Below are 20,326 nucleotides of genomic sequence, written 5' to 3' on the forward strand. Positions count from 1 at the left end.
ATGAATAAAAATTCTAACCGAATCCAGTATAAAGATTTCAGCGTATGGCAGAATTTTTATGATATCTCAAAACAGGAAGAATATTGGAGGAGGGAATTCGCTGGTGAAATTGCCAGGGTGGATTTGAAGACGGATTTCCTCCGTCCTCAAATCCAGTCTTTCAGGGGAGCCAATGTTGTAGCAAAGGTAAAAGAGCCATTAAGCTCAGGGGTGAAAAATTTAGCCCTAAAGTATGGTGCTACTGAATTTATGGTTACTCTATCAGTGTTCATTTTATTATTAGGCAAATATAGTCGCCAAAAAGATATTATTGTAGGAACAACCGTATCAGGCCGAGTTCATGCAGATACTAAAGGTATGCTGGGGATGTTTGTCAATACTCTGGTAATAAAGGGAGAAGTTTGTCCTGATGATACTTTTGAGCATTTGATTTTAGCTGTGAGGGAGAAGTGTCTGCAAGCATATGATAACCAAGAATACCAATTCGAAGATTTAGTTGAAGCCGTAGAGAAGAAAAGAGATCTCTCAAGAAATCCGATATTTGATTTTATGTTCGGATTAAAAGAAAAGAAAAAACCGACGGAAATGCAAGGCCTATTGGGCGGGAAAAGTGCATCTATTAAAAGAAATGTTTCAAAGTTTGACTTATCCGTTCTGGTTGAATGTGTGTCAGAAGGGTATGAAATTGATTTTGAGTATTGCATAGATTTATTCAAACAAGAAACGATTGAATATATGGCAAGGCATTATGTAACGCTGCTTGAGGAAGCAGTAACACATCCAGAAAAAAAGCTTAAAGATTTGCATATGCTTGATATCAGGGAACAAGAGAAGATATTGGTTGATTTCAATGCAACGAATGTAGAATACGCTCGAGAACAAACAGTTGTCAGCTTATTTGAGAATCAGGTAGAGAAAACAGCAGAACATATTGCACTTAAATTTGATGATAAACAGATGACATATGCCGAGCTGAATGAGAGAGCAAATCAGTTGGCGCGTACTCTTCGGGATTTAGGAGTGGTTCCAAACGATTTGGTGGCTCTAGTTACAGAGCGTAGCATGGAAATGATTGTAGGAATATTAGCAATCATCAAGGCAGGGGGAGCTTATGTACCCATCAATCCGGAATATCCAGATCATAGAATTCGCTATATGCTGGAGGACAGTAGTCCAAAGATTGTATTGACGTATAAGAATAAGTTGCCAGGGAAGGTAGAGATTCCGGTATTGGATTTAGAAGATGAGAATCATTATGCTAATGAAACGGACAATCTTCTGCATGTTAACAGAGCTAATGATTTAGTGTATTGTATCTACACTTCGGGTACAACTGGAAACCCTAAAGGAGTTTTAATTGAACATCGAAATGTGGTCAATATGTGGGTCACCTATAAGGAAACATTTGCACTGAACGACAAGGATACGGTGCTGCAATTTGCAAATGTATCTTTTGACCAAGCGGTTGGTGATATCTTCCCTGCACTTTGCAATGGTGCGGCATTATGTATTGTACCAAAAAATTTAACCTATGATATGGAGCAACTACAAAAATATATAGATCGAAATAATGTAACAACAGCATCATTGACACCTAAGGTAATAGAAGGGTTGTGTGTTGAAGCATTACCGACACTTCGTTTGCTGGAGTCAGGTGGAGAGGCAGGTCGTCTAGAGACTTTAAAAGAATGGGCGAAAAGAGTAGAAGTGCTAAACACATATGGGCCTACGGAATCTACTGTAAATGCAACTAGTTTTAGAGTGAACACAGACTCTACTTCCATTACCATTGGACGTCCGATTGCAAATACAAAGGTATATCTTCTAAATGGAATGGAGCTATGCGGTATTGGAATACCTGGCGAGTTGTGTATTGCAGGAGATGGTTTAGCAAGAGGTTATTTGAATCAGCCAGAATTGACTGATAAGAAGTTTATTGAAAATCCCTTCGGTGAGGGAAAACTGTACCGTACAGGAGATTTAGCACGTTGGCAGCCAGATGGAAATATAGAGTATTTAGGTCGTATAGATGAACAAGTGAAAGTCCGTGGTTACAGGATAGAGTTAGGGGAAATTGAAAGTGTATTAAGAAAACAGAGTAACATCACTGATGCTGTCGTTGTTGTAAAAGAAGTTGGAAACGATGAAATTCTCTGTGCATATCTCATTGCAGAGAAGGGTCAAGAATTAATTATACCCGAAATTAAGGAAGCGATAAGAGAAGAAGTAACGGAGTATATGATTCCTGCCTTTATGATACAGATCGATGAATTTCCACTAACCATAAATGGAAAGCTGGATAAAACTAGATTGCCAGAGCCAGATATGTTAGAAAGCTTGAAATACGTACCACCAAGTAATAAGACGGAGCAAGCAATCGTAGATGTATTTGAGGAAATTCTAGGAGTATCTCCAGTCGGAATAGAGGACAGTTTCTTTGAATTGGGTGGACATTCGTTAAAAGCAACGACAGCAATTAATGTAATAGAGAAGAAAACAGGGATTCGTTTGCCAGTCAAAGAGATATTTAGTTCACCAACTCCTGCCATGTTGGCGAAAAAGATTGAGGCCGCGGGAGAAGGCGAATATAGTCCAATACCACAAGCAGAACAGAGAGAAGTTTATCCAGCATCCTCTACACAGAAACGATTGTTTATTCTGGATCAGATGGAAGGCAGTAGTACAGCATATAACATGGCTTCAGCGCTAGAAGTAACAGGTAATCTTGATTTGGAAAAAATACAACAAGCCATAGATCGCCTGATCGAGCGTCATGAATCGCTGCGAACCAGTTTTGTCATGACAGAAGGAGAAACCTTTCAAGTCATTGCAGACGAGGTATTCTACCCAGTGGAATATGAAGAAACCGACAGCTACAGCGAAGCAGATATGGAGCAATTTGTACGCCCGTTTGACATCGGAAAAGCCCCACTTATGCGTTTTAAAGTAGTCAAAGAAAGAAATCGGAACAAATATATTCTTCTATTTGATATGCACCATATTATTTCCGATCACAAGACGCTAAATCTATTAATCGAAGATTTCTCACGATTGTATAACGGTGAAAGATTACAACCACTTGAACTCCAATACAAAGATTATAGTGAATGGATGCGTGGCAGAAATCTGGAGAGTCAGAGGGACTATTGGAAAGAAGTATTTAAAGAAGAGGCACCGGTTCTGGATTTGGTGACGGACTATCCACGTCCAAAAATCCAAAGTTACAAAGGAGCACAAGTGTCGGTTCAGCTTAGTAAAGAACAAAAAGTTGGCATTCAAAATATAAATAAACAACATGGAACGACAGATTACATGACCTTACTGGCTGTATTTATGATAGAACTGCATAAATACAGCAGGCAACAAGATATCGTGGTAGGAACACCCATCTCAGGCAGGGTGCATCAGGATACTGAGACGATCGCAGGCATGTTTGTCAATACGCTAGCCATGAGAGGATATCCAAGGGATGAGAAAACGTTCTTGGAATTTTTAAGCGAGATCAAAGAGCTGGCATTGAATGCGTATGAGAATCAAGAATACCCATTTGAAGAATTGGTAGAGGAAGTAGAAGTACGCCGTGATCTGTCACGCAATCCGCTGTTTGACGTGATGTTTACCATGCAGAATAACGAAGACATCCATCTTGCGATGGGCGAAGCCCAAGTCGACATGTTGGGCATTCCTTTCATTGATGCCAAATTCGATTTGGATTTACAAGCGACAGCGTATGAAGACGGGTACGCTTTAGATCTGGTCTATTGCAGTGATTTATTTACCCAGACTTCAGCACAGGTCATGCTGGAACATTTTAAGGTATTGCTGGATAGGGTGATTGCTAACCCTGAAATGAAATTGTCTGAACTAAACATGGTCAGTGAGGTAGAACAACACAGAATACTAACGGTTTTCAATGATACCCATACAGAGTATGCACAGCATCATACGGTAGTAGAGCGATTCGAGAAACATGCGGAACAGACACCTGAGAAGACGGTAATCGAATACGAAACGGGAGTACTTCGTTATGGAGAAGTCAACCGAAAGGCAAATGCATTGGCATGGGAACTGATTTCGTTAGGTGTTCAGCCCAATGATCGAGTGGCCATCATGACTACCCTGGAAGCGGAAACGATGATTGGGATTTTAGGCGTGCTAAAGAGTGGAGCCGCCTATGTACCGATTGATCCAGCGACTCCGAAGGAACGAATCGAGCATATCCTGAACGATGCAGCACCCAAAGTCATCTTAACAAGAGAGAAGAAGCTGGAAACGGAAATCCCATGTATCTCTATGAATCTGGAGGACCTGGGCGAGAAGGCGGAAAACCCAGCGTGTGCCGTTGAACAAGACGACATCGCCTATGTGATTTACACATCAGGAACGACAGGAAAGCCCAAAGGCGTGGCGGTTACACGAGGTAACTTGGATCATTACTTGTCGTATGCAGATCAAGAGTACCAGAAAGAAGCTTGTACGACGGTATTAATGACAAGCTTAAGTTTCGACCTCTCCGTAACTTCCTTGTATTTACCGCTGATTAGTGGTGGATGTCTTCTATTAAAGGGAGGGGACACGGAGGAAAGGTTACGTGCAGCATTAAAAGATAACAGGGTAACCTTCCTTAAGCTTACTCCTTCTCATTTAAAGATGCTGGAAACCTATGCGGACGGCGTAGATGTACCGAATTTAGAAGCGCTGATTGTCGGTGGAGAAGAGTTAACAACAGATACGGCATGGAAAACGCAGAAGCTATTAGGAGACAACGTCAAGATTCATAACGAATATGGCCCTACAGAGACTACCGTAGGATGCTGTGACTATGTCTATTCCAAAGAAAAAGATAAGGGTTTAAGTGTAGGAATCGGGAAACCCATTGCCAACATGCAGCTATATATACTGAATGAGATGGAGTTATGTGGTATAGGCATTCCTGGTGAGCTATGCATCGCAGGAGACGGAGTAGCCAAAGGATATTTAAATCAGCCTGAATTAACAGCGAAGAAGTTTATCGATAATCCCTATGGCGAAGGGAAGTTATACCGCTCTGGAGATTTGGCGAGATGGCTGCCTAACGGGGAGATCGAATACCTGGGAAGAATAGATGAACAGGTTAAAATCCGAGGATATCGGATCGAGTTGTCCGAAATCGAGAGCGTTCTAAGGAATCAGCCGGGTATATTGGATGTAGCGGTTGTAGCATTGGAAGTAGGCGGTGACAAGCGTATATGTGCCTACCTGATCCCGACAAATCAAGAGCAGAAACTGGATATGCCTGAAATTAAAAATGATTTGAGAGAAAAACTGCCCGAGTATATGTTACCTGGCTTTATGATGCAGATCGATGCATTGCCACTGACTCCAAATGGGAAGCTGGATACAAAGGCACTGCCAGAACCCCATGCATTAGCGGGACAGGAATATATGCCACCAAGAACTAAAACAGAGAAGGTCATTACGGACGTATTTGAAGAAATCTTAGGCATATCTCCAATTGGAATAGAAGACAGTTTCTTTGAACTGGGTGGACATTCGTTAAAAGCGACGACAGCAATTAATGCCATAGAGAAAAAGACAGGAATTCGTTTGCCAGTGAAAGAGCTATTTGGTTCACCAACTCCTGCCGTCTTGGCGAAAAAGATAGAGGCCGCGGGAGAAGGTGCATATAGTCCAATACCCAAAGCAGAAAAGAGACAAACTTATCCGGCATCCTCTACACAGAAACGATTGTTTATTCTGGATCAGATGGAAGGCAGTAGTACAGCATATAACATGGCGTCAGCGCTAGAAGTAACAGGTAATCTTGATTTGGAAAAAATACAACAAGCCATAGATCGCCTGATCGAGCGTCATGAGTCGCTGCGAACCAGTTTTGTCATGACAGAAGGAGAGACATTTCAAGTCATTGCGGACGAGGTATTCTACCCAGTGGAATATGAAGAGACCGACAGCTACAGCGAAGCAGATATGGAGCAATTTGTACGCCCGTTTGACATCGGAAAAGCTCCACTTATGCGTTTTAAAGTAGTCAAAGAAAGAAATCGGAACAAATATATTCTTCTATTTGATATGCACCATATTATTTCCGATCACAAGACGCTAAATCTATTAATCGAAGATTTCTCACGATTGTATAACGGTGAAAGATTACAACCACTTGAACTCCAATACAAAGATTATAGTGAATGGATGCGTGGTAGAAACCTGGAGAGTCAGCGAGACTATTGGAAAGAAGTATTTAAAGAAGAGGCACCGGTTTTGGATTTGGTGACGGACTATCCACGTCCAAAAATCCAAAGTTACAAAGGAGCCCAAGTGTCGGTTCAGCTTAGTAAAGAACAAAAAGTTGGCATTCAAAATATAAATAAACAACATGGAACGACAGATTACATGACCTTGCTGGCTGTATTTATGATAGAACTGCATAAATACAGCAGGCAACAAGATATCGTGGTAGGAACCCCCATCTCCGGCAGGGTGCATCCGGATACCGAGACGATCGCAGGCATGTTTGTCAATACGCTAGCCATGAGAGGATATCCAAGGGACGAGAAAACGTTCCTGGAATTTTTAAGCGAGATCAAAGAGCTGGCATTGAATGCGTATGAGAATCAAGAATACCCATTTGAAGAATTGGTAGAGGAAGTAGAAGTACGCCGTGATCTGTCACGCAATCCGCTGTTTGACGTGATGTTTACCATGCAGAATAACGAGGAAATCCATCTTGCGATGGGCGAAGCCCAAGTCGACATGTTGGGCATTCCTTTCATTGATGCCAAATTCGATTTGGATTTACAAGCGACAGCGTATGAAGACGGGTACGCCTTAGATCTGGTCTATTGCAGTGATTTATTTACCCAGACTTCAGCACAGGTCATGCTGGAACATTTTAAGGTATTGCTGGATAGGGTGATTGCTAACCCTGAAATGAAATTGTCTGAACTCCACATGGTCAGTGAGGTAGAACAACACAGAATACTAACGGTTTTCAATGATACCCATACAGAGTATGCACAGCATCATACGGTAGTGGAACGATTCGAGAAACATGCGGAACAGACACCTGAGAAGACGGTAATCGAATACGAAACGGGAGTACTTCGTTATGGAGAAGTCAACCGAAAGGCCAATGCATTGGCATGGGAACTGATTTCGTTAGGTGTTCAGCCCAATGATCGAGTGGCCATCATGACTACCCTGGAAGCGGAAACGATGATTGGCATTTTGGGCGTGCTAAAGAGTGGAGCCGCCTATGTACCGATTGATCCAGCGACTCCGAAGGAACGAATCGAGCATATTCTGAACGATGCAGCACCCAAGGTCATCTTAACAAGAGAGAAGAAGCTGGAAACGGAAGTCCCATTCATCTCTATGAATCTTGATGATCTGGGCGAGAAGGAGACAAATCCAGCGTGTGCTGTTGAAAAGGGCGACATCGCCTATGTGATTTACACATCAGGAACGACAGGAAAGCCCAAAGGCGTGGCGGTGACACGAGGTAACTTGGATCATTACTTGTCGTATGCAGATCAAGAGTACCAGAAAGAAGCTTGTACGACGGTATTAATGACAAGCTTAAGTTTCGACCTCTCCGTAACGTCCTTGTATTTACCGCTGATTAGTGGTGGATGTCTTCTATTAAAGGGAGGGGACACGGAGGAAAGGTTACGTGCAGCATTAAAAGATAACAGGGTAACCTTCCTTAAGCTTACTCCTTCTCATTTAAAGATGCTGGAAACTTATGCGGACGGCGTAGATGTACCGAATTTAGAAACGCTGATTGTCGGTGGAGAAGAGTTAACAACAGATACGGCATGGAAAACGCAGAAGCTATTAGGAGACAACGTAAAGATTCATAACGAATATGGCCCTACAGAGACTACCGTAGGATGCTGTGACTATGTCTATTCCAAAGAAAAAGATAAGGGTTTAAGTGTAGGAATCGGGAAACCCATTGCCAATATGCAGCTATATATACTGAATGAGATGGAGTTATGTGGTGTAGGCATTCCTGGTGAGCTATGCATCGCGGGAGACGGGGTTGCTAAAGGCTATTTAAACCAGCCTGAATTAACAGCGCAGAAGTTTATCGACAATCCCTATGGAGGAGGGAAGTTATACCGCTCTGGAGATTTGGCGAGATGGCTGCCTAACGGGGAGATCGAATACCTGGGAAGAATAGATGAACAGGTTAAAATCCGAGGATATCGGATCGAGTTGTCCGAAATCGAGAGCGTTCTAAGGAATCAGCCGGGTATATTGGATGTAACCGTTGTTGCATTGGAAGTGGGCGGTGACAAGCATATATGTGCATATCTGATCCCGACCAATCAAGAGCAGAAACTGGATATGTCTGAAATTAAAAATGATTTGAGAGAAAAACTACCCGAGTATATGTTGCCTAGCTTTATGATGCAGATCGATGCATTGCCACTAACTCCAAATGGTAAGCTGGATGCAAAGGCCCTGCCAGAACCCCATGCATTAGAGGGACAGGAATATGTGCCACCAAGAACTAAAACAGAGAAGGTCATTACGGAAGTATTTGAAGAAATCTTAGGCATATCTCCAATTGGAATAGAAGACAGTTTCTTTGAACTTGGTGGAGATTCTATTAAAGCGATTAAGGCAGTTTCGAAGTTGCGGGAAAAAGGTTATAAGCTATCTTTCGCAGCATTAATGTATCAGCAGACACCAAGAAAGATTGGGGAAAATATTCAAAAGGGAGAAGTAAGTCAAGTATACGAACAGGGAGAAATCAATGGGGAAAGTTCTCTAACTCCTATACAACTAGAATTTTTCAATAAGCGTCACATCGTACCCAATCATTTTAATCAGGCCTTAATGTTAAGAAGTGATGAGCCGTTTGACATACCTAGTTTAAAGACAGCAATTACTGAAATCATTAAACATCATGACGCCTTAAGAAATGTATATGACGAACAACGTCAAATCACGCTGTCTACAGAGGAAAGCAAGCTATATGATTGGTATGAAAAAGATTATACAAAAGTGCAAGATCCATCGAAAGAGATAGAGTATGCCAGCGATCAATTACAGGCAAGCATAGACCTAGACAAAGGACCCTTGGTAAAAATAGGACTGTTCCATTCAGGCAGTGGAGATCATTTACTAATTTGTGTACATCATCTGGTCATAGACGGTGTATCATGGAGAATTCTGCTGGAGGATTTATTTAGTGGATATCGACAAATCCAAGAGACAGGTAAAATCAAGCTGCCAATGAAAACGGCTTCGTACAAGGAATGGGCGAATGCTTTAACACAATATGCTAAGAGTGAAGTGCTTTCAAATGAAATAGCATACTGGAAAAATATATCAGAAAAATCAAATAGTACGGAGACATTCAAGAGTACACAAACAGCAAGTGGTCAATATAAAAATAAAGTAGTGAAAGTGGACTCTGAAACGACGAAAAAGTTGTTACTTGAAGCTGGAAAGACATATAAAACCGAAATAAACGACTTGTTACTGGCATCGCTGACCATTGCGGTCAAAGAATGGAGAAACTCTAAGTACCTAACCATAGAAATGGAGGGTCACGGTAGAGAGACAATAGATAGAGAGATCGCCATTGATCGTACAGTTGGTTGGTTTACAAGTGTATATCCTATTATTTTGGAGACAAAAGATACTGTTGAAGAAAGCATTTTGGAGACAAAACAAACATTGAGACAGGTCCCTAATCATGGAATTGGATATGGAGTTTTGAGATATCTTGGTGAGCATAGTGGACTTGAGATGAGCGCAGCCATAACATTCAATTATCTTGGAGAATTGGATAATGAGATAGACAGAATTGAAGGCATATCCATGTCGGAAATGCCATTAGGAAGAAGTATGTCAGAAAAAAATTCATCAGGAATGGGTTTGTCTCTAAACGGGGCTGTTTTAAATGGGCAACTTGAATTTGACATCATATATGATACTGGATTGTATTCCGATGAAGATGCTCAAACATTGGTGTTGGCATATGAAAGAGCAATTAAGGATGTTGTCGAAACGTGTTTAACCAGAAAAGGAACAGTAAAAATGCCATTAGACGTAACATTTATCGGTGATAACCGTGATGGCGATCTAAAGTGCATGATACAAGAACAGTTGAATGATTATGGAGATAACTATATTAAAACACGTCCTACTTTAGAATGTCCTGTATTGACAGGACATGAAGACTTCTTGCGACCAGATACAGAAATTATTACTGACATCATAAGAATAGGAGGAACGGCAGAGAATGCTTCTTTGTCAGTCAAGGAAATCATCTCCAGGCATGGAGCGTTAAGAACAAAATTAAATCAAACAATGACCTATTTAGAAGAGTACGATTATTCGGATGAATGGGAAATTCCAGTAGTGAAAGGAACCTTAGCATTATCTGCAGAACAATTTAAGGAAATTGTGAATGAGATGAATTTTCTAACTGACGATAAGCTCTTATCTAGATTTTTAATCGTAGAAATTGATGCAGATCATTGCTTAGTACTTAGTGCAATTCATCATTTAATATGGGATGGAGTCTCACAAGATTTGTTTAAGGTTATGCTTCATGAAACTTTGAACAACAGACGTAACACTCCCTATAACTATTCTTTCATAGAATATTGCAAAATGATCAAAAAGAAAGTTGATGAACTGGAAATTTCTGATAATCAAGAGTCTAACATGGCGGAGTATATTGAAGCTGCTAAAAAATCGGCTAACTTAGTCTCGCGACGAGACACGAAGAGATCTACAGAAATTCATGTGAAACTAAATGAGTTACAATATCAGAAATTTAGTGAGCAACCCATTAATACAGCAGCAGAATTTATATCAAGGCTTATGTATAGTGACTTATCTGAAGAATTAAACAACATTCCTGTTTCTGTTTTGACACATAACAGAGATGAATTCAATAAGGGAATGTTGGGGCTGACTTTAAATTTAGATTATTCAATTTATGATAGGAAAAGTAAAATGCAAGAACAGCTTTTATCAGCATCAGAAAAATCCAGTATTAATCAATCTGCCATTACAGAAAAGTTGTTTCTTATCGCACAAAAGTACGGTTTTAATGAAATGTCCAATCGCATTCCAATCCTTAATTATCAGGGAGTCCTTGATAAGTTTGCAAGTCGAGATGACATATCATTAGAGAAGATGTTTTTACAAACACAGATTATAGAGTCTGAAGATTTTGGAGTGAGCATGCACTTCTACATTCACAATAGTACTCTAATTGCTCGCATTACAGGCATTACAATTGAAGAAGAGCTCCTTAATGATGTCATGAATAATATTTAATGTTGTATCTTACCCATAAACCACCTGCTATGCAGGTGGAGGGGGCATAAAAGGCCATATGATGCTGGGTCATGTGCATATGCTCGTGGCGGTTCCACTCAAAATATCTGAAAAATGCACATGATCTAGCAATAAACAATTGAAGTATAAATTAGACATGCTCTAAATGAAATTAGAAACAAGAAGAGGGCTTATAGTATGAATGAAAAAATTTCAAAAAGCATATACAAAAAGAATATAGGCTTATTTATTTTGTCCTGCTTACTTGGTATCGTGACATCTATTCTGTTTATTGCATTGGCGTTTATACTACAAAAGTTTATTGATTATTCGATTAACAAAGATATTGACAATATCGTTAAGTTAACTACTATTTCCGTTATTTTATTGCCTTTAGGTGCAGTGGGAATGTATGTGGGGTATGCTGTTAAAAATTTATATACAAAAAAGGCAACGTTAAACCTGAAAAATACCCTGGTTGAAAACATTTTGCGGTTAGATATGAGAAGCTTCAACAAGGAGAGTAATGGAACTTACATATCACGATTGTCAAATGATATAACTATTATTCAAAACGATTATATAAAAGGGACCGTGGAAATATTTGTTCAGCTTGCTATGCTTGTAGGCGGAGTGCTTGCGATGTTTATCATTAATTCATTCCTTGCATTGAGTATATTACTCACTTGCATCATTCCACTCGCCGTTTCGAGTATATTTAATAATCGTATGCAAAAAGCACAAGGCGAAGTGGCTGAGCAAAATAAAAGTTATGTATCTTTCATTAAAGATATATTGTCTGGAAATCAGGTTGTTAAGAGTTTTAACATCGAAAAAGAGATTTTTGAAAGGGCAAAGGCAAAAGCGAACAAGCAGGAAAAAGTAAAAATGGTATACGAAAATCTGCTGTCACTCATTATGTCACTTACTGATATTTCAACATTTCTTGTTGCTGTAGTCATATTTATTGTGGGAACTCAGCAGCTCATGAAAGGACAAATTACAGTAGGGGAGATTATGGCTTTTATTCAATTGCTAAATTGCGTAACAGTTCCCATTAATCGACTCATAACCGGTTTTACCAAAAGGCAGGCTAGTCGGGTTTTATTAATGAATTTCAATAAAATAGGAGAGGCAAAAACGGAACAAACTCAAAGAGTTGATATTCCTAAATTCAGGAATAAAATTTCTTTAAATGGGCTTTCGTTAAGCGTAGATGGGAAAACAATTTTAGATGATATTAATTTTGAATTTGAACATGGAAAGTCTTATGCAATTGTAGGAACAAGCGGGAGTGGAAAGACAACCTTATTAAAGATGCTGACTGGGTTTTATGATGGGTATGAAGGAAGTATCAGGTACGACGGGGTTGAACTTGAGAAAATAAGTGATCAGTCCATTTTCCAAAATGTTAGTTTTATTCATCAGGACTGTTTTATCTTTGATGAGACGATTGAACAAAATATTAAATTGTTTCGTGAATGTGACACAGATGAGTTTGAGCAAGTCATAAAGAGGAGTATGCTACAGAAATTGATTAATGACAGAGGCGGCTTTGATGTCTTATGTGGAGAAAATGGAATCCATTTTTCAGGTGGGGAAAAACAGAGAATTTCTGTAGCAAGAGCACTCCTTAGAAAATCACCTATATTACTTATGGACGAGGCGACTTCAGCGTTGGACAATCAAACAGCTAGTGACCTGGAGTGTATGTTAAGTGAAATGCAGGGCATTACGAGAATTTCCATTACACATAGGCTGGATGAATCCATTCTTAGTGGATATGATGAAATTGTTTTATTGAATAATGGAAAAATTGAAGAACACGGGACATATCATGAATTAATGGAAACCAAACAAAGATTTTATGCATTGAGTATGTTGAGTAGACATAATAATGATCTTTTAATAGAGAAAGGTATAACTAGTCTTGTATTTTAAACTCAATGTATGTATGAAATAAGTTTTTGGACTGTTTTATGCTTGTATAAGATGAAAGGGGTGTCGTACGGATGGAGCAAATCGCAGTTGTCGGGTGTGGCGGAATGATCGGTGAAGTCATCTGTAAGAACTTATGTAAAGACTTTATAGTTAAGGGCGGACAGCGGCGTGAACCTACAGCATTATTGAACCTGAATAATTTTAACTATCACTTTTTGGATATTTTTGACTGGGAGAACTTGATTGCATTCTGTGCTGATTGTACCGTTGTCATTAATTGTGCAGGGCCTGAATTTGTAATTAAAGATAGAGTTGCTCAGGCAGCTATGAAAGTAGGAGCAAAATATGTTGATGCTTCCAATGCTTTATTATTGAGTCAGGAGCAAGAGCTAGAGCTCAAAGCTAACGGTGTAAATTACATAGGAGCTGGTTTTTGTCCTGGAATTACAGGTTTGCTATTAAAACGAGTGATAAATCATTTACTAGACGAAACTAAGCATGTGAATTGTTATATTGGTGGTGCGGAACATTATACGAAAACTTCTATCTCAGATATATTAATGAGTGGGCATAGTGTAATTGGAAAAACAGACTCTTATTGGAGTGATCATCGTGTTAAAACGGAAAATATAAATATGATGCAGAAAGAATTTGTACCTGAAGTGGATGTGCCTGTCTATAAGAAACCGTATTTAAGTCAAGAGATCATTGATATTCTAGAAGTTAGTTCGGTACAAGAACTCCACTGGTACAATATAGCAGCAAATGATTATATTTTTCGTTTGGCAATGCAATTTTATCAAATGCAACTTGAGTCTTCGGTTGAAGAAGCCATGAAAAAACTAGACATTAGTTTAGAGGAGCAACCTAAAGAGGAATGGATAGCTTTAGTCATTGATGCTACAGGAGAGAAAAATGGAAAGAATGTTAGGTGCAGATTGAATTTACAAATGGAAACGAGTTCAGAGTTAACGGGTACAGTGGCTGCTGAAATCGCCCGACATGCTATTTCAAGTAATAGACCTAATGGTACCTATTGGGCTTATGAAGTACTCCCTATAGATTTTATGAATCAATATGTTTTTTCTAATAAACATGATTTTTATGAGGAAAAGTATATTGAAATAAAGAAATAATATTACGATGTTACATTGCGTACATCCTATATTTATTGGATAGGAGGAGTACATTATAAAAAAGCTTTTACTTAAGAGATTGCCGTGGATCTCACTTGGAGTTATAGCTTATATACTGACAAAATACGCGCAGAACCATCAGGATTGGGCGGAAAAATATAGTAAGTCTGTCTATCCGTTATTGTCAAAAACAGTAGGATTTGTACCTTCTTGGGTCAAATTTTCTGTTAGTGAATGGCTCGTAGTGTTGGTTGTGTTACTTTTTCTATTTTATATCGTTTATTATGTGCGCAAGGTTATCATGAGTAAAGGTGTACGTAAGATGGTAGTTTATCGTGGTACTCTAGGAATCGTTACGATCTGTAGCGTAATATATTTTTGTTATACTATTTTGGGTGGAATAAACTATCACAGATATTCTTTTTTGTCTCATACCGAATATAAAGAGGAGAACTACAGCAAAGAGGAACTGGTCAAATTGACTAAGTCGCTTGCCGTTGAAATGGAATTGGCAAGGGAAAAGTTAGCGGATACTGATCTTTTGGCTCATGTACCAGAGGTTTTTGATTATTATGCACAACACGCAGTGTTCTCGATGCAAATGTTATCAAAGAAATATCCTATTTTGGAGCATTCATATTCAAGACCAAAACCAGTGGCGATGTCAAAACTAATGTCGCACGCAGGGATACATGGTATTTTTGTCCCTTTTACTTATGAATCCAATATCAATGTTAATGTGCCAGTTTTCTTGGTGCCTGCTACTATGGCGCATGAATTGGCACATCAGAGTGGTTTCATGCATGAGGATGAGGCAAATTTTATAGCTTATCTGGCATGTAAACAGCAGGATGATTCAATGATACTATACAGTGGTTTATTCCTAGCATTTGATTATTCTATATCTGAGCTAAAAAAGGTTGATCCAGATAAGGCGTCTGATATAATGTCCAGTCTGTCCAAGGCGGTGCAGCATGATATAGAACAAAATGAGCAGTACCGGGATAAGTATGAGGGTGTTATTTCAAGTATTTCAAGAAATGTAAATGACGTATATCTGAAGGCGAATAATCAGACAGACGGTTTGAATAGCTATAGTGGTATGGTAAATTTGTTGCTGGCAGAGCAGCGAGGGATAGAGAAGTATAATTAAATAAAGTATAGATACTATTAGGAGTGAGTGAAATAAACAAAATAAAAGTATTTCCCATTCCATATGCTGGAGCATCGGTAAATGTATATTATGAATGGAAAAAACTACTGCCGGATAGATATGAATTGTTTATGAGTGAATTGGCTGGGAGAGGAACTCGATTCAGAGAGCCTTGCTACCAGTCTGTTGGTGAAGCAAGTGAAGATATCGCCAAAAGAATCATTGAACAATTAGAATATGACGATGAATATGTTATATTTGGACACAGTATGGGAGCCTTATTGACTTATGAGATATATTATAAACTTAAGCAAATGGGAGCTAAGGAACCAAGGCATCTGTTTTTTTCTGGGCGAAATGCTCCACATATTTTTGAAGAGAGAGAAGACATTGAAAATATGACGAATGAAACTTTCTTGCTAAAGGTAGAACAATATGGGGGCATACCAGAGGAGTTTTATACCCAAGAGATTATGGATATGTTTCTTCCGATTTTGCGAGCAGATTTTATAATTTTGGACAATTATAAGTTTCAGCCCAAAGCAGAAAAAATAAGTTGTGGAATAAGCGTTTTTTATGCGGATAATGATTTTTCGACTCATATCAAAGAAATTCATAAATGGAGCGAAGTTGTTGAAGGGAATGTGAAATTTCATGAATTTAAAGGAGAACACTTTTTTTTGAATCGGTATCCTAATGATATTGTAAATACTATTGTTAAAGATACAGAGACTCAAAATATTTATTGTAGTAATGAGCGCAAAGTTTACTGATATTGTACTTGAAACCCAAAAAAGAGGGGGGTTCTCCTCTTTTCCAGGCGATCCACCTGGATCGCCTGGAAAAACGGGGGTAATCTCCTCCTTAAATTCTATTTTTTGAATGAACTCAAATGCGATAAACCCTGTGCCTTTGAAAAAGTACAGGGTTTATCGACAATCTGAAGCGACCAATATGGTCGCTTTTTGCTTATTACAGCGGTAAAAAGTGTGTGTGTTTTACTTATTCGTTATTAAGCTGTCGAGGAGAATTTTCGAATGGTAACCATTTCATATATAATTGAACTGTCTAAGTTGAACTGAAGTCATGTTATGCCGTCAACAGCGGTCGGAAGTCACGTCTTTCGTATTGTGACTCTCCAGGCACATCCGTGAATCTTTAGGTAACTAAATATAATTAAATGAGGGAAGCGAATGAATTTTTTGCGGGAGTTTTTTTCTAACAATGTAGTAAGAAGGATTCTGTTCCTCTTACTTGTTATTTTATTGCTGTACAGCTTAAGAGGTATGCTCAATCTGCTGTTATTGCTGTTTCTTGTTACCTTCGTCATGGGACGCCTAGAGCACTTTATTACGAAGAAAATATCGAAGCTGTTTCCTATATCGCCTATTGTCGTGAATACGATATTGTATGCGGTTTTAATATTTGGGCTTGTATACGGAATTGTCAATTATGTTCCGAAGCTCATTAGTCAAATTTCCGATTTATATTTTTCCATTATCAGATTCGTGAATACACCTCAGTCGGATGAAATCGCTGAGCTTGTCTCCTCCGCGCTCGGTAAGCTGGAATTAGAGCAATACGGAAGCCAGGCATTAAATTATATTCTGAAGATAGGCAAATGGGCCGAGGTTATCATTTTTGTTATTGTATTGAGTTACTTCTACTTAATCCAGAAGAAAACAGTCAATGACTTTACAGATAAGTTGAGCAAAAGCAAGATAAGCTGGGCTTACAATGAGTTTAAATATTTTGGCCAAAAATTCACCTCTTCCTTCGGTAAAGTGATCGAGGTTCAACTGATGATTGCCTTAGTCAATACGATTTTAACGACTATCGGGTTGTGGATTATGGGCTACCCTTACTTGTTCGCTCTAACGATTATGGTATTTTTACTAAGCCTTGTGCCGGTTGTCGGTGTTGTGATTTCCTTCATTCCGATCAGTATTATCGGTTACCAGATTGGCGGTATCTCAACTGTCATTTGGGCGATTGTCATGATTTTACTTATCCATGCAGTAGAGACATACTTCTTAAATCCGAAGCTGTATGCTCACAAAACGAAGCTGCCGATGTTCTACACCTTTATTGTTCTTATTTTCTCTCAGCACTTCATGGGGATTTGGGGGCTTATTATCGGGATTCCGATCTTTATGTTCCTGCTCGATATTTTGGAAGTCGATCAAAGCAACGCGTTATCCTAAATATTTGAGTAGACAATTGTAGCCATCAGCCCTAAAAACAAATAAGAAAAGTTAAACTTAGATGGATAAGTAAGACCTTATGGCTTCGATGTTACATTCATAACACAAGATAAAAAGATGGGGGCAATAATCCGCTTCCTCTCTTTGAGATTTCGATTATACGCATAAGCGTACCATATGTTGTTTTTTGTACGCTAACTGTATATTTTAGTCCTAAACACAATGAGGAGAGGATCGACAAGTCCAAGGGCTGGAAATGGCGGCTTCTCTTACTGAAGGTTTCATACAGCTCCCCATAAGATATCTTTACTCTAAATTCCCTCCACACTTCAGGTGGCAGATTGGCAAAAAACTTTCGCAAGAATGTTTTAAGATCGTCTGGTCTGGGTTTTCCCCGTGCCTGGAGGGCCTTTGATAATACTGATGGTGCTTTTTAAAGCCTGCTCAGGCGCGTTCATTGACTCAAGTTGTACCGAAACAAAGTATTGTGTATTAGATCTCCGAATTGGATTGGTGCATCAGCTCTTTGATTTCAAGAAACTGTGAATTCGTTATTTGTTGGGATTGATGAAGGGCGTTCAGCTTATCTTCTATTTTTTCCATTCGAAGTTGTGTTTCTTTTTGGATTTTCTCGGTCTCCTTTTGTGTTTTAGAGTTATCCATGACGACTAAGATGGTCAGACCTGCACTAAAGATCGTTAACCCTCTAGCGATTTGATTTAAATCGATTGAATTCATGGCAATCAGGCAATCGGCAAATCCTGCTCCTATAAGTAGGCCGCCGATCGTGACAATCCCAGTTCTTTTCCATTGGTCTGGGATGATACTTAATGGCTGTTTCATGTAGAGATCTCCTTCAGTTAGGTAGTAAACGTGAATAGGATAGCTTCATTCTATATTTAATAAAACACAGATTATGGAATAATAAAAGGAAATACATGGAGGCTCATTGCGTTGACTTTACTTCAATAAGTTCATCAGAGCCAGGTCAGTCCCTAGTCTAAAGTCTAGGTTCAGATACCCCCTAAGACGGTTATGTCAGCCAAATAAGGCGGATATAATGGACTTATAACTCGGAGCGTGACTTATGAAGCTATAAGGGGTGTTTGAATATGAAGGCAACAGAAGCGACTGGAATGGCGCGGGCAGGCAAGGTGAATTGGGTGCTTTTTAATCCAAAAACCTATGCAACGATCCTCTATTTCTTGCTATCTCTCCCGTTAGGGATTATTTATTTTACAGTAGCGATAACGGGACTAACACTATCCATCGGTTTGACTCCAATATTTATCGGAATACCGCTGTTTTTTGGAGTAGCCAAGCTGTTGAATGGGATTGTCAATTTTGAACAAAGCATGATTAGACAAATTTTAGGTTTACCTGCTCCTTCTGCTTCGTATACCTACAATCAACAGTCTGAATCTGGGCAGAATTGGTTGAAACGAATGGTGAGAGGTTTTGACGGAGGGTTATTTATTCGAAATCTGCTCCTCGTATTACTAAGATTTGTTACTGGCATCGTATTCTTTGTTATTATGGTGACGGCGATTTCACTGGGACTCGGATTAATTGCTCTTCCCGTCGTCCATATCATTTTGATGAATGAACTGCAGCTTGATATTTTGGAGAATAGCGTATTTAGTTATTTTCATATCGATTGGACTTATAATCAGCAATATCTGCTGTACGTAGGCGTTGGCCTTATCCTGTTCTGGGTCGCGCTGCGTATCGTGAATGGGCTCATGCAAATTCAGCGTAAGATCATGTATGTGGATGAACCCTATCAGCAGCCGTCAGTGCCGCCAATGGAAGCACCAATACATGCGTCTGTTCAGTCGCAATATTACGACTACCCAGAGGATCACCCCGCTCAAGGGATGATGCAGCCAGCCCATAGAGAGCTTTAGAGCTCTTCTTTTTTGAAAATCTACTACTTGGTCCGTATCGTCTACATTGCTTCAACAATCGAATTGGATAGACAAGTATGAAAGGTAACGAATGGAATACTCGGCGGTGTATTGTGGTTTTACACAGCCGTGGTTCGCCTCCATACACAGAACCCGCTCACAACAGCGGGTTTTCTTTATTTTTGAAAAGGCAAGTGAACCCGTCGGTTGAAGGTTCTTTTGCCTATTTATGTTGAATGGAATAAATGTTTCTTTACCCATCGTTCGTGCTCAGGTGATCACGGTGTCCGGTTTAAGTAAAAAGGGGTGCTCCATAGGTCCATAGATCGAGGTGACACTTTCTACATTTCGGACTCGACGCTTTGGCTTGGCGGCCTTCCCGTAATTTTCTTGAATACCTTGGAAAAATATTTGCTGTCCGAGAAGCCCAGTTGATAGGACAAATCCGCCAGCTTCACATCGGGATTGCGGCGGAGCATCTCTTCGGCCCGCTCGACGCGCAGCTTGTTCACCAGTTGATTAAGAAGGTCGTGAGGACATAGGATCCGTTATTTACAGGAAACGGCCCTTTCCCGTGCTTATGTGGGCAGCAGAGGCCCTGCTATATGCTAAAATTCGCCCATTAAGAAGATCATGAGGACAGAGGATCCGTTATTTTACGGGAATCGGCCCATTATG

At 39.5% G+C, this 20,326-nt stretch carries 9 protein-coding genes; 7 read left to right on the plus strand and 2 right to left on the minus strand.

Annotated elements, in window-relative coordinates:
• The 6 genes from BJP58_RS33960 to BJP58_RS21450 all read left to right on the plus strand — a co-directional run bounded on the left by BJP58_RS33960 (position 1) and on the right by BJP58_RS21450 (position 17,741).
• The gene (locus BJP58_RS33960; protein ID WP_194540471.1) at positions 1–11,307 is read left to right on the plus strand and encodes a non-ribosomal peptide synthetase; all 11,307 of its coding nucleotides are present in this window, start codon (positions 1–3) and stop codon (positions 11,305–11,307) included.
• A gap of 198 nt (positions 11,308–11,505) precedes the next feature.
• The gene (locus BJP58_RS21430) at positions 11,506–13,248 is read left to right on the plus strand and encodes an ABC transporter ATP-binding protein (protein ID WP_194540472.1); all 1,743 of its coding nucleotides are present in this window, start codon (positions 11,506–11,508) and stop codon (positions 13,246–13,248) included.
• A gap of 71 nt (positions 13,249–13,319) precedes the next feature.
• Positions 13,320–14,384, plus strand: a complete 1,065-nt coding sequence (locus BJP58_RS21435; RefSeq protein ID WP_194540473.1) for a saccharopine dehydrogenase NADP-binding domain-containing protein — start codon at positions 13,320–13,322, stop codon at positions 14,382–14,384.
• 79 nt (positions 14,385–14,463) lie between these two features.
• Entirely contained in the window at positions 14,464–15,537 is a 1,074-nt protein-coding gene (locus BJP58_RS21440) for a DUF3810 domain-containing protein (RefSeq protein ID WP_233354712.1), read from the plus strand.
• Positions 15,538–15,560: 23 nt separating this feature from the next.
• Positions 15,561–16,310 carry a thioesterase II family protein gene (locus BJP58_RS21445; protein ID WP_233354713.1) on the plus strand — a complete coding sequence of 250 codons (750 nt, stop codon included), beginning with the start codon at positions 15,561–15,563 and terminating at the stop codon, positions 16,308–16,310.
• 420 nt (positions 16,311–16,730) lie between these two features.
• Entirely contained in the window at positions 16,731–17,741 is a 1,011-nt protein-coding gene (locus BJP58_RS21450) for an AI-2E family transporter (protein WP_194540474.1), read from the plus strand.
• Positions 17,742–18,233: 492 nt separating this feature from the next.
• Here BJP58_RS21450 and BJP58_RS21455 read toward each other — a convergent pair whose 3' ends face one another.
• Entirely contained in the window at positions 18,234–18,584 is a 351-nt protein-coding gene (locus BJP58_RS21455) for a hypothetical protein (RefSeq protein WP_194540475.1), read from the minus strand.
• A gap of 269 nt (positions 18,585–18,853) precedes the next feature.
• On the opposite strand from BJP58_RS21455, the gene BJP58_RS21460 reads away from it, so the two are divergent.
• Positions 18,854–19,648 carry a sensor domain-containing protein gene (locus tag BJP58_RS21460; RefSeq protein WP_194540476.1) on the plus strand — a complete coding sequence of 265 codons (795 nt, stop codon included), beginning with the start codon at positions 18,854–18,856 and terminating at the stop codon, positions 19,646–19,648.
• 341 nt (positions 19,649–19,989) lie between these two features.
• On the opposite strand, the gene BJP58_RS21465 is transcribed toward BJP58_RS21460, so the two are convergent.
• Positions 19,990–20,160 carry a helix-turn-helix domain-containing protein gene (locus BJP58_RS21465; protein ID WP_233354714.1) on the minus strand — a complete coding sequence of 57 codons (171 nt, stop codon included), beginning with the start codon at positions 20,158–20,160 and terminating at the stop codon, positions 19,990–19,992.
• Positions 20,161–20,326 lie beyond the last annotated feature (166 nt).

This window comes from Paenibacillus sp. JZ16, from assembly GCF_015326965.1.
GTDB lineage: Bacteria > Bacillota > Bacilli > Paenibacillales > Paenibacillaceae > Paenibacillus_AQ.

Coding starts and splice junctions, on each gene's coding strand:
- BJP58_RS33960 (WP_194540471.1), top strand. CDS start 1: ATGAATAAAAATTCTAACCGAATCCAGTATAAAGATTTCAGCGTATGG.
- BJP58_RS21430 (WP_194540472.1), top strand. CDS start 11,506: ATGAATGAAAAAATTTCAAAAAGCATATACAAAAAGAATATAGGCTTA.
- BJP58_RS21435 (WP_194540473.1), top strand. CDS start 13,320: ATGGAGCAAATCGCAGTTGTCGGGTGTGGCGGAATGATCGGTGAAGTC.
- BJP58_RS21450 (WP_194540474.1), top strand. CDS start 16,731: ATGAATTTTTTGCGGGAGTTTTTTTCTAACAATGTAGTAAGAAGGATT.
- BJP58_RS21455 (WP_194540475.1), bottom strand. CDS start 18,584: ATGAAACAGCCATTAAGTATCATCCCAGACCAATGGAAAAGAACTGGG.
- BJP58_RS21460 (WP_194540476.1), top strand. CDS start 18,854: ATGAAGGCAACAGAAGCGACTGGAATGGCGCGGGCAGGCAAGGTGAAT.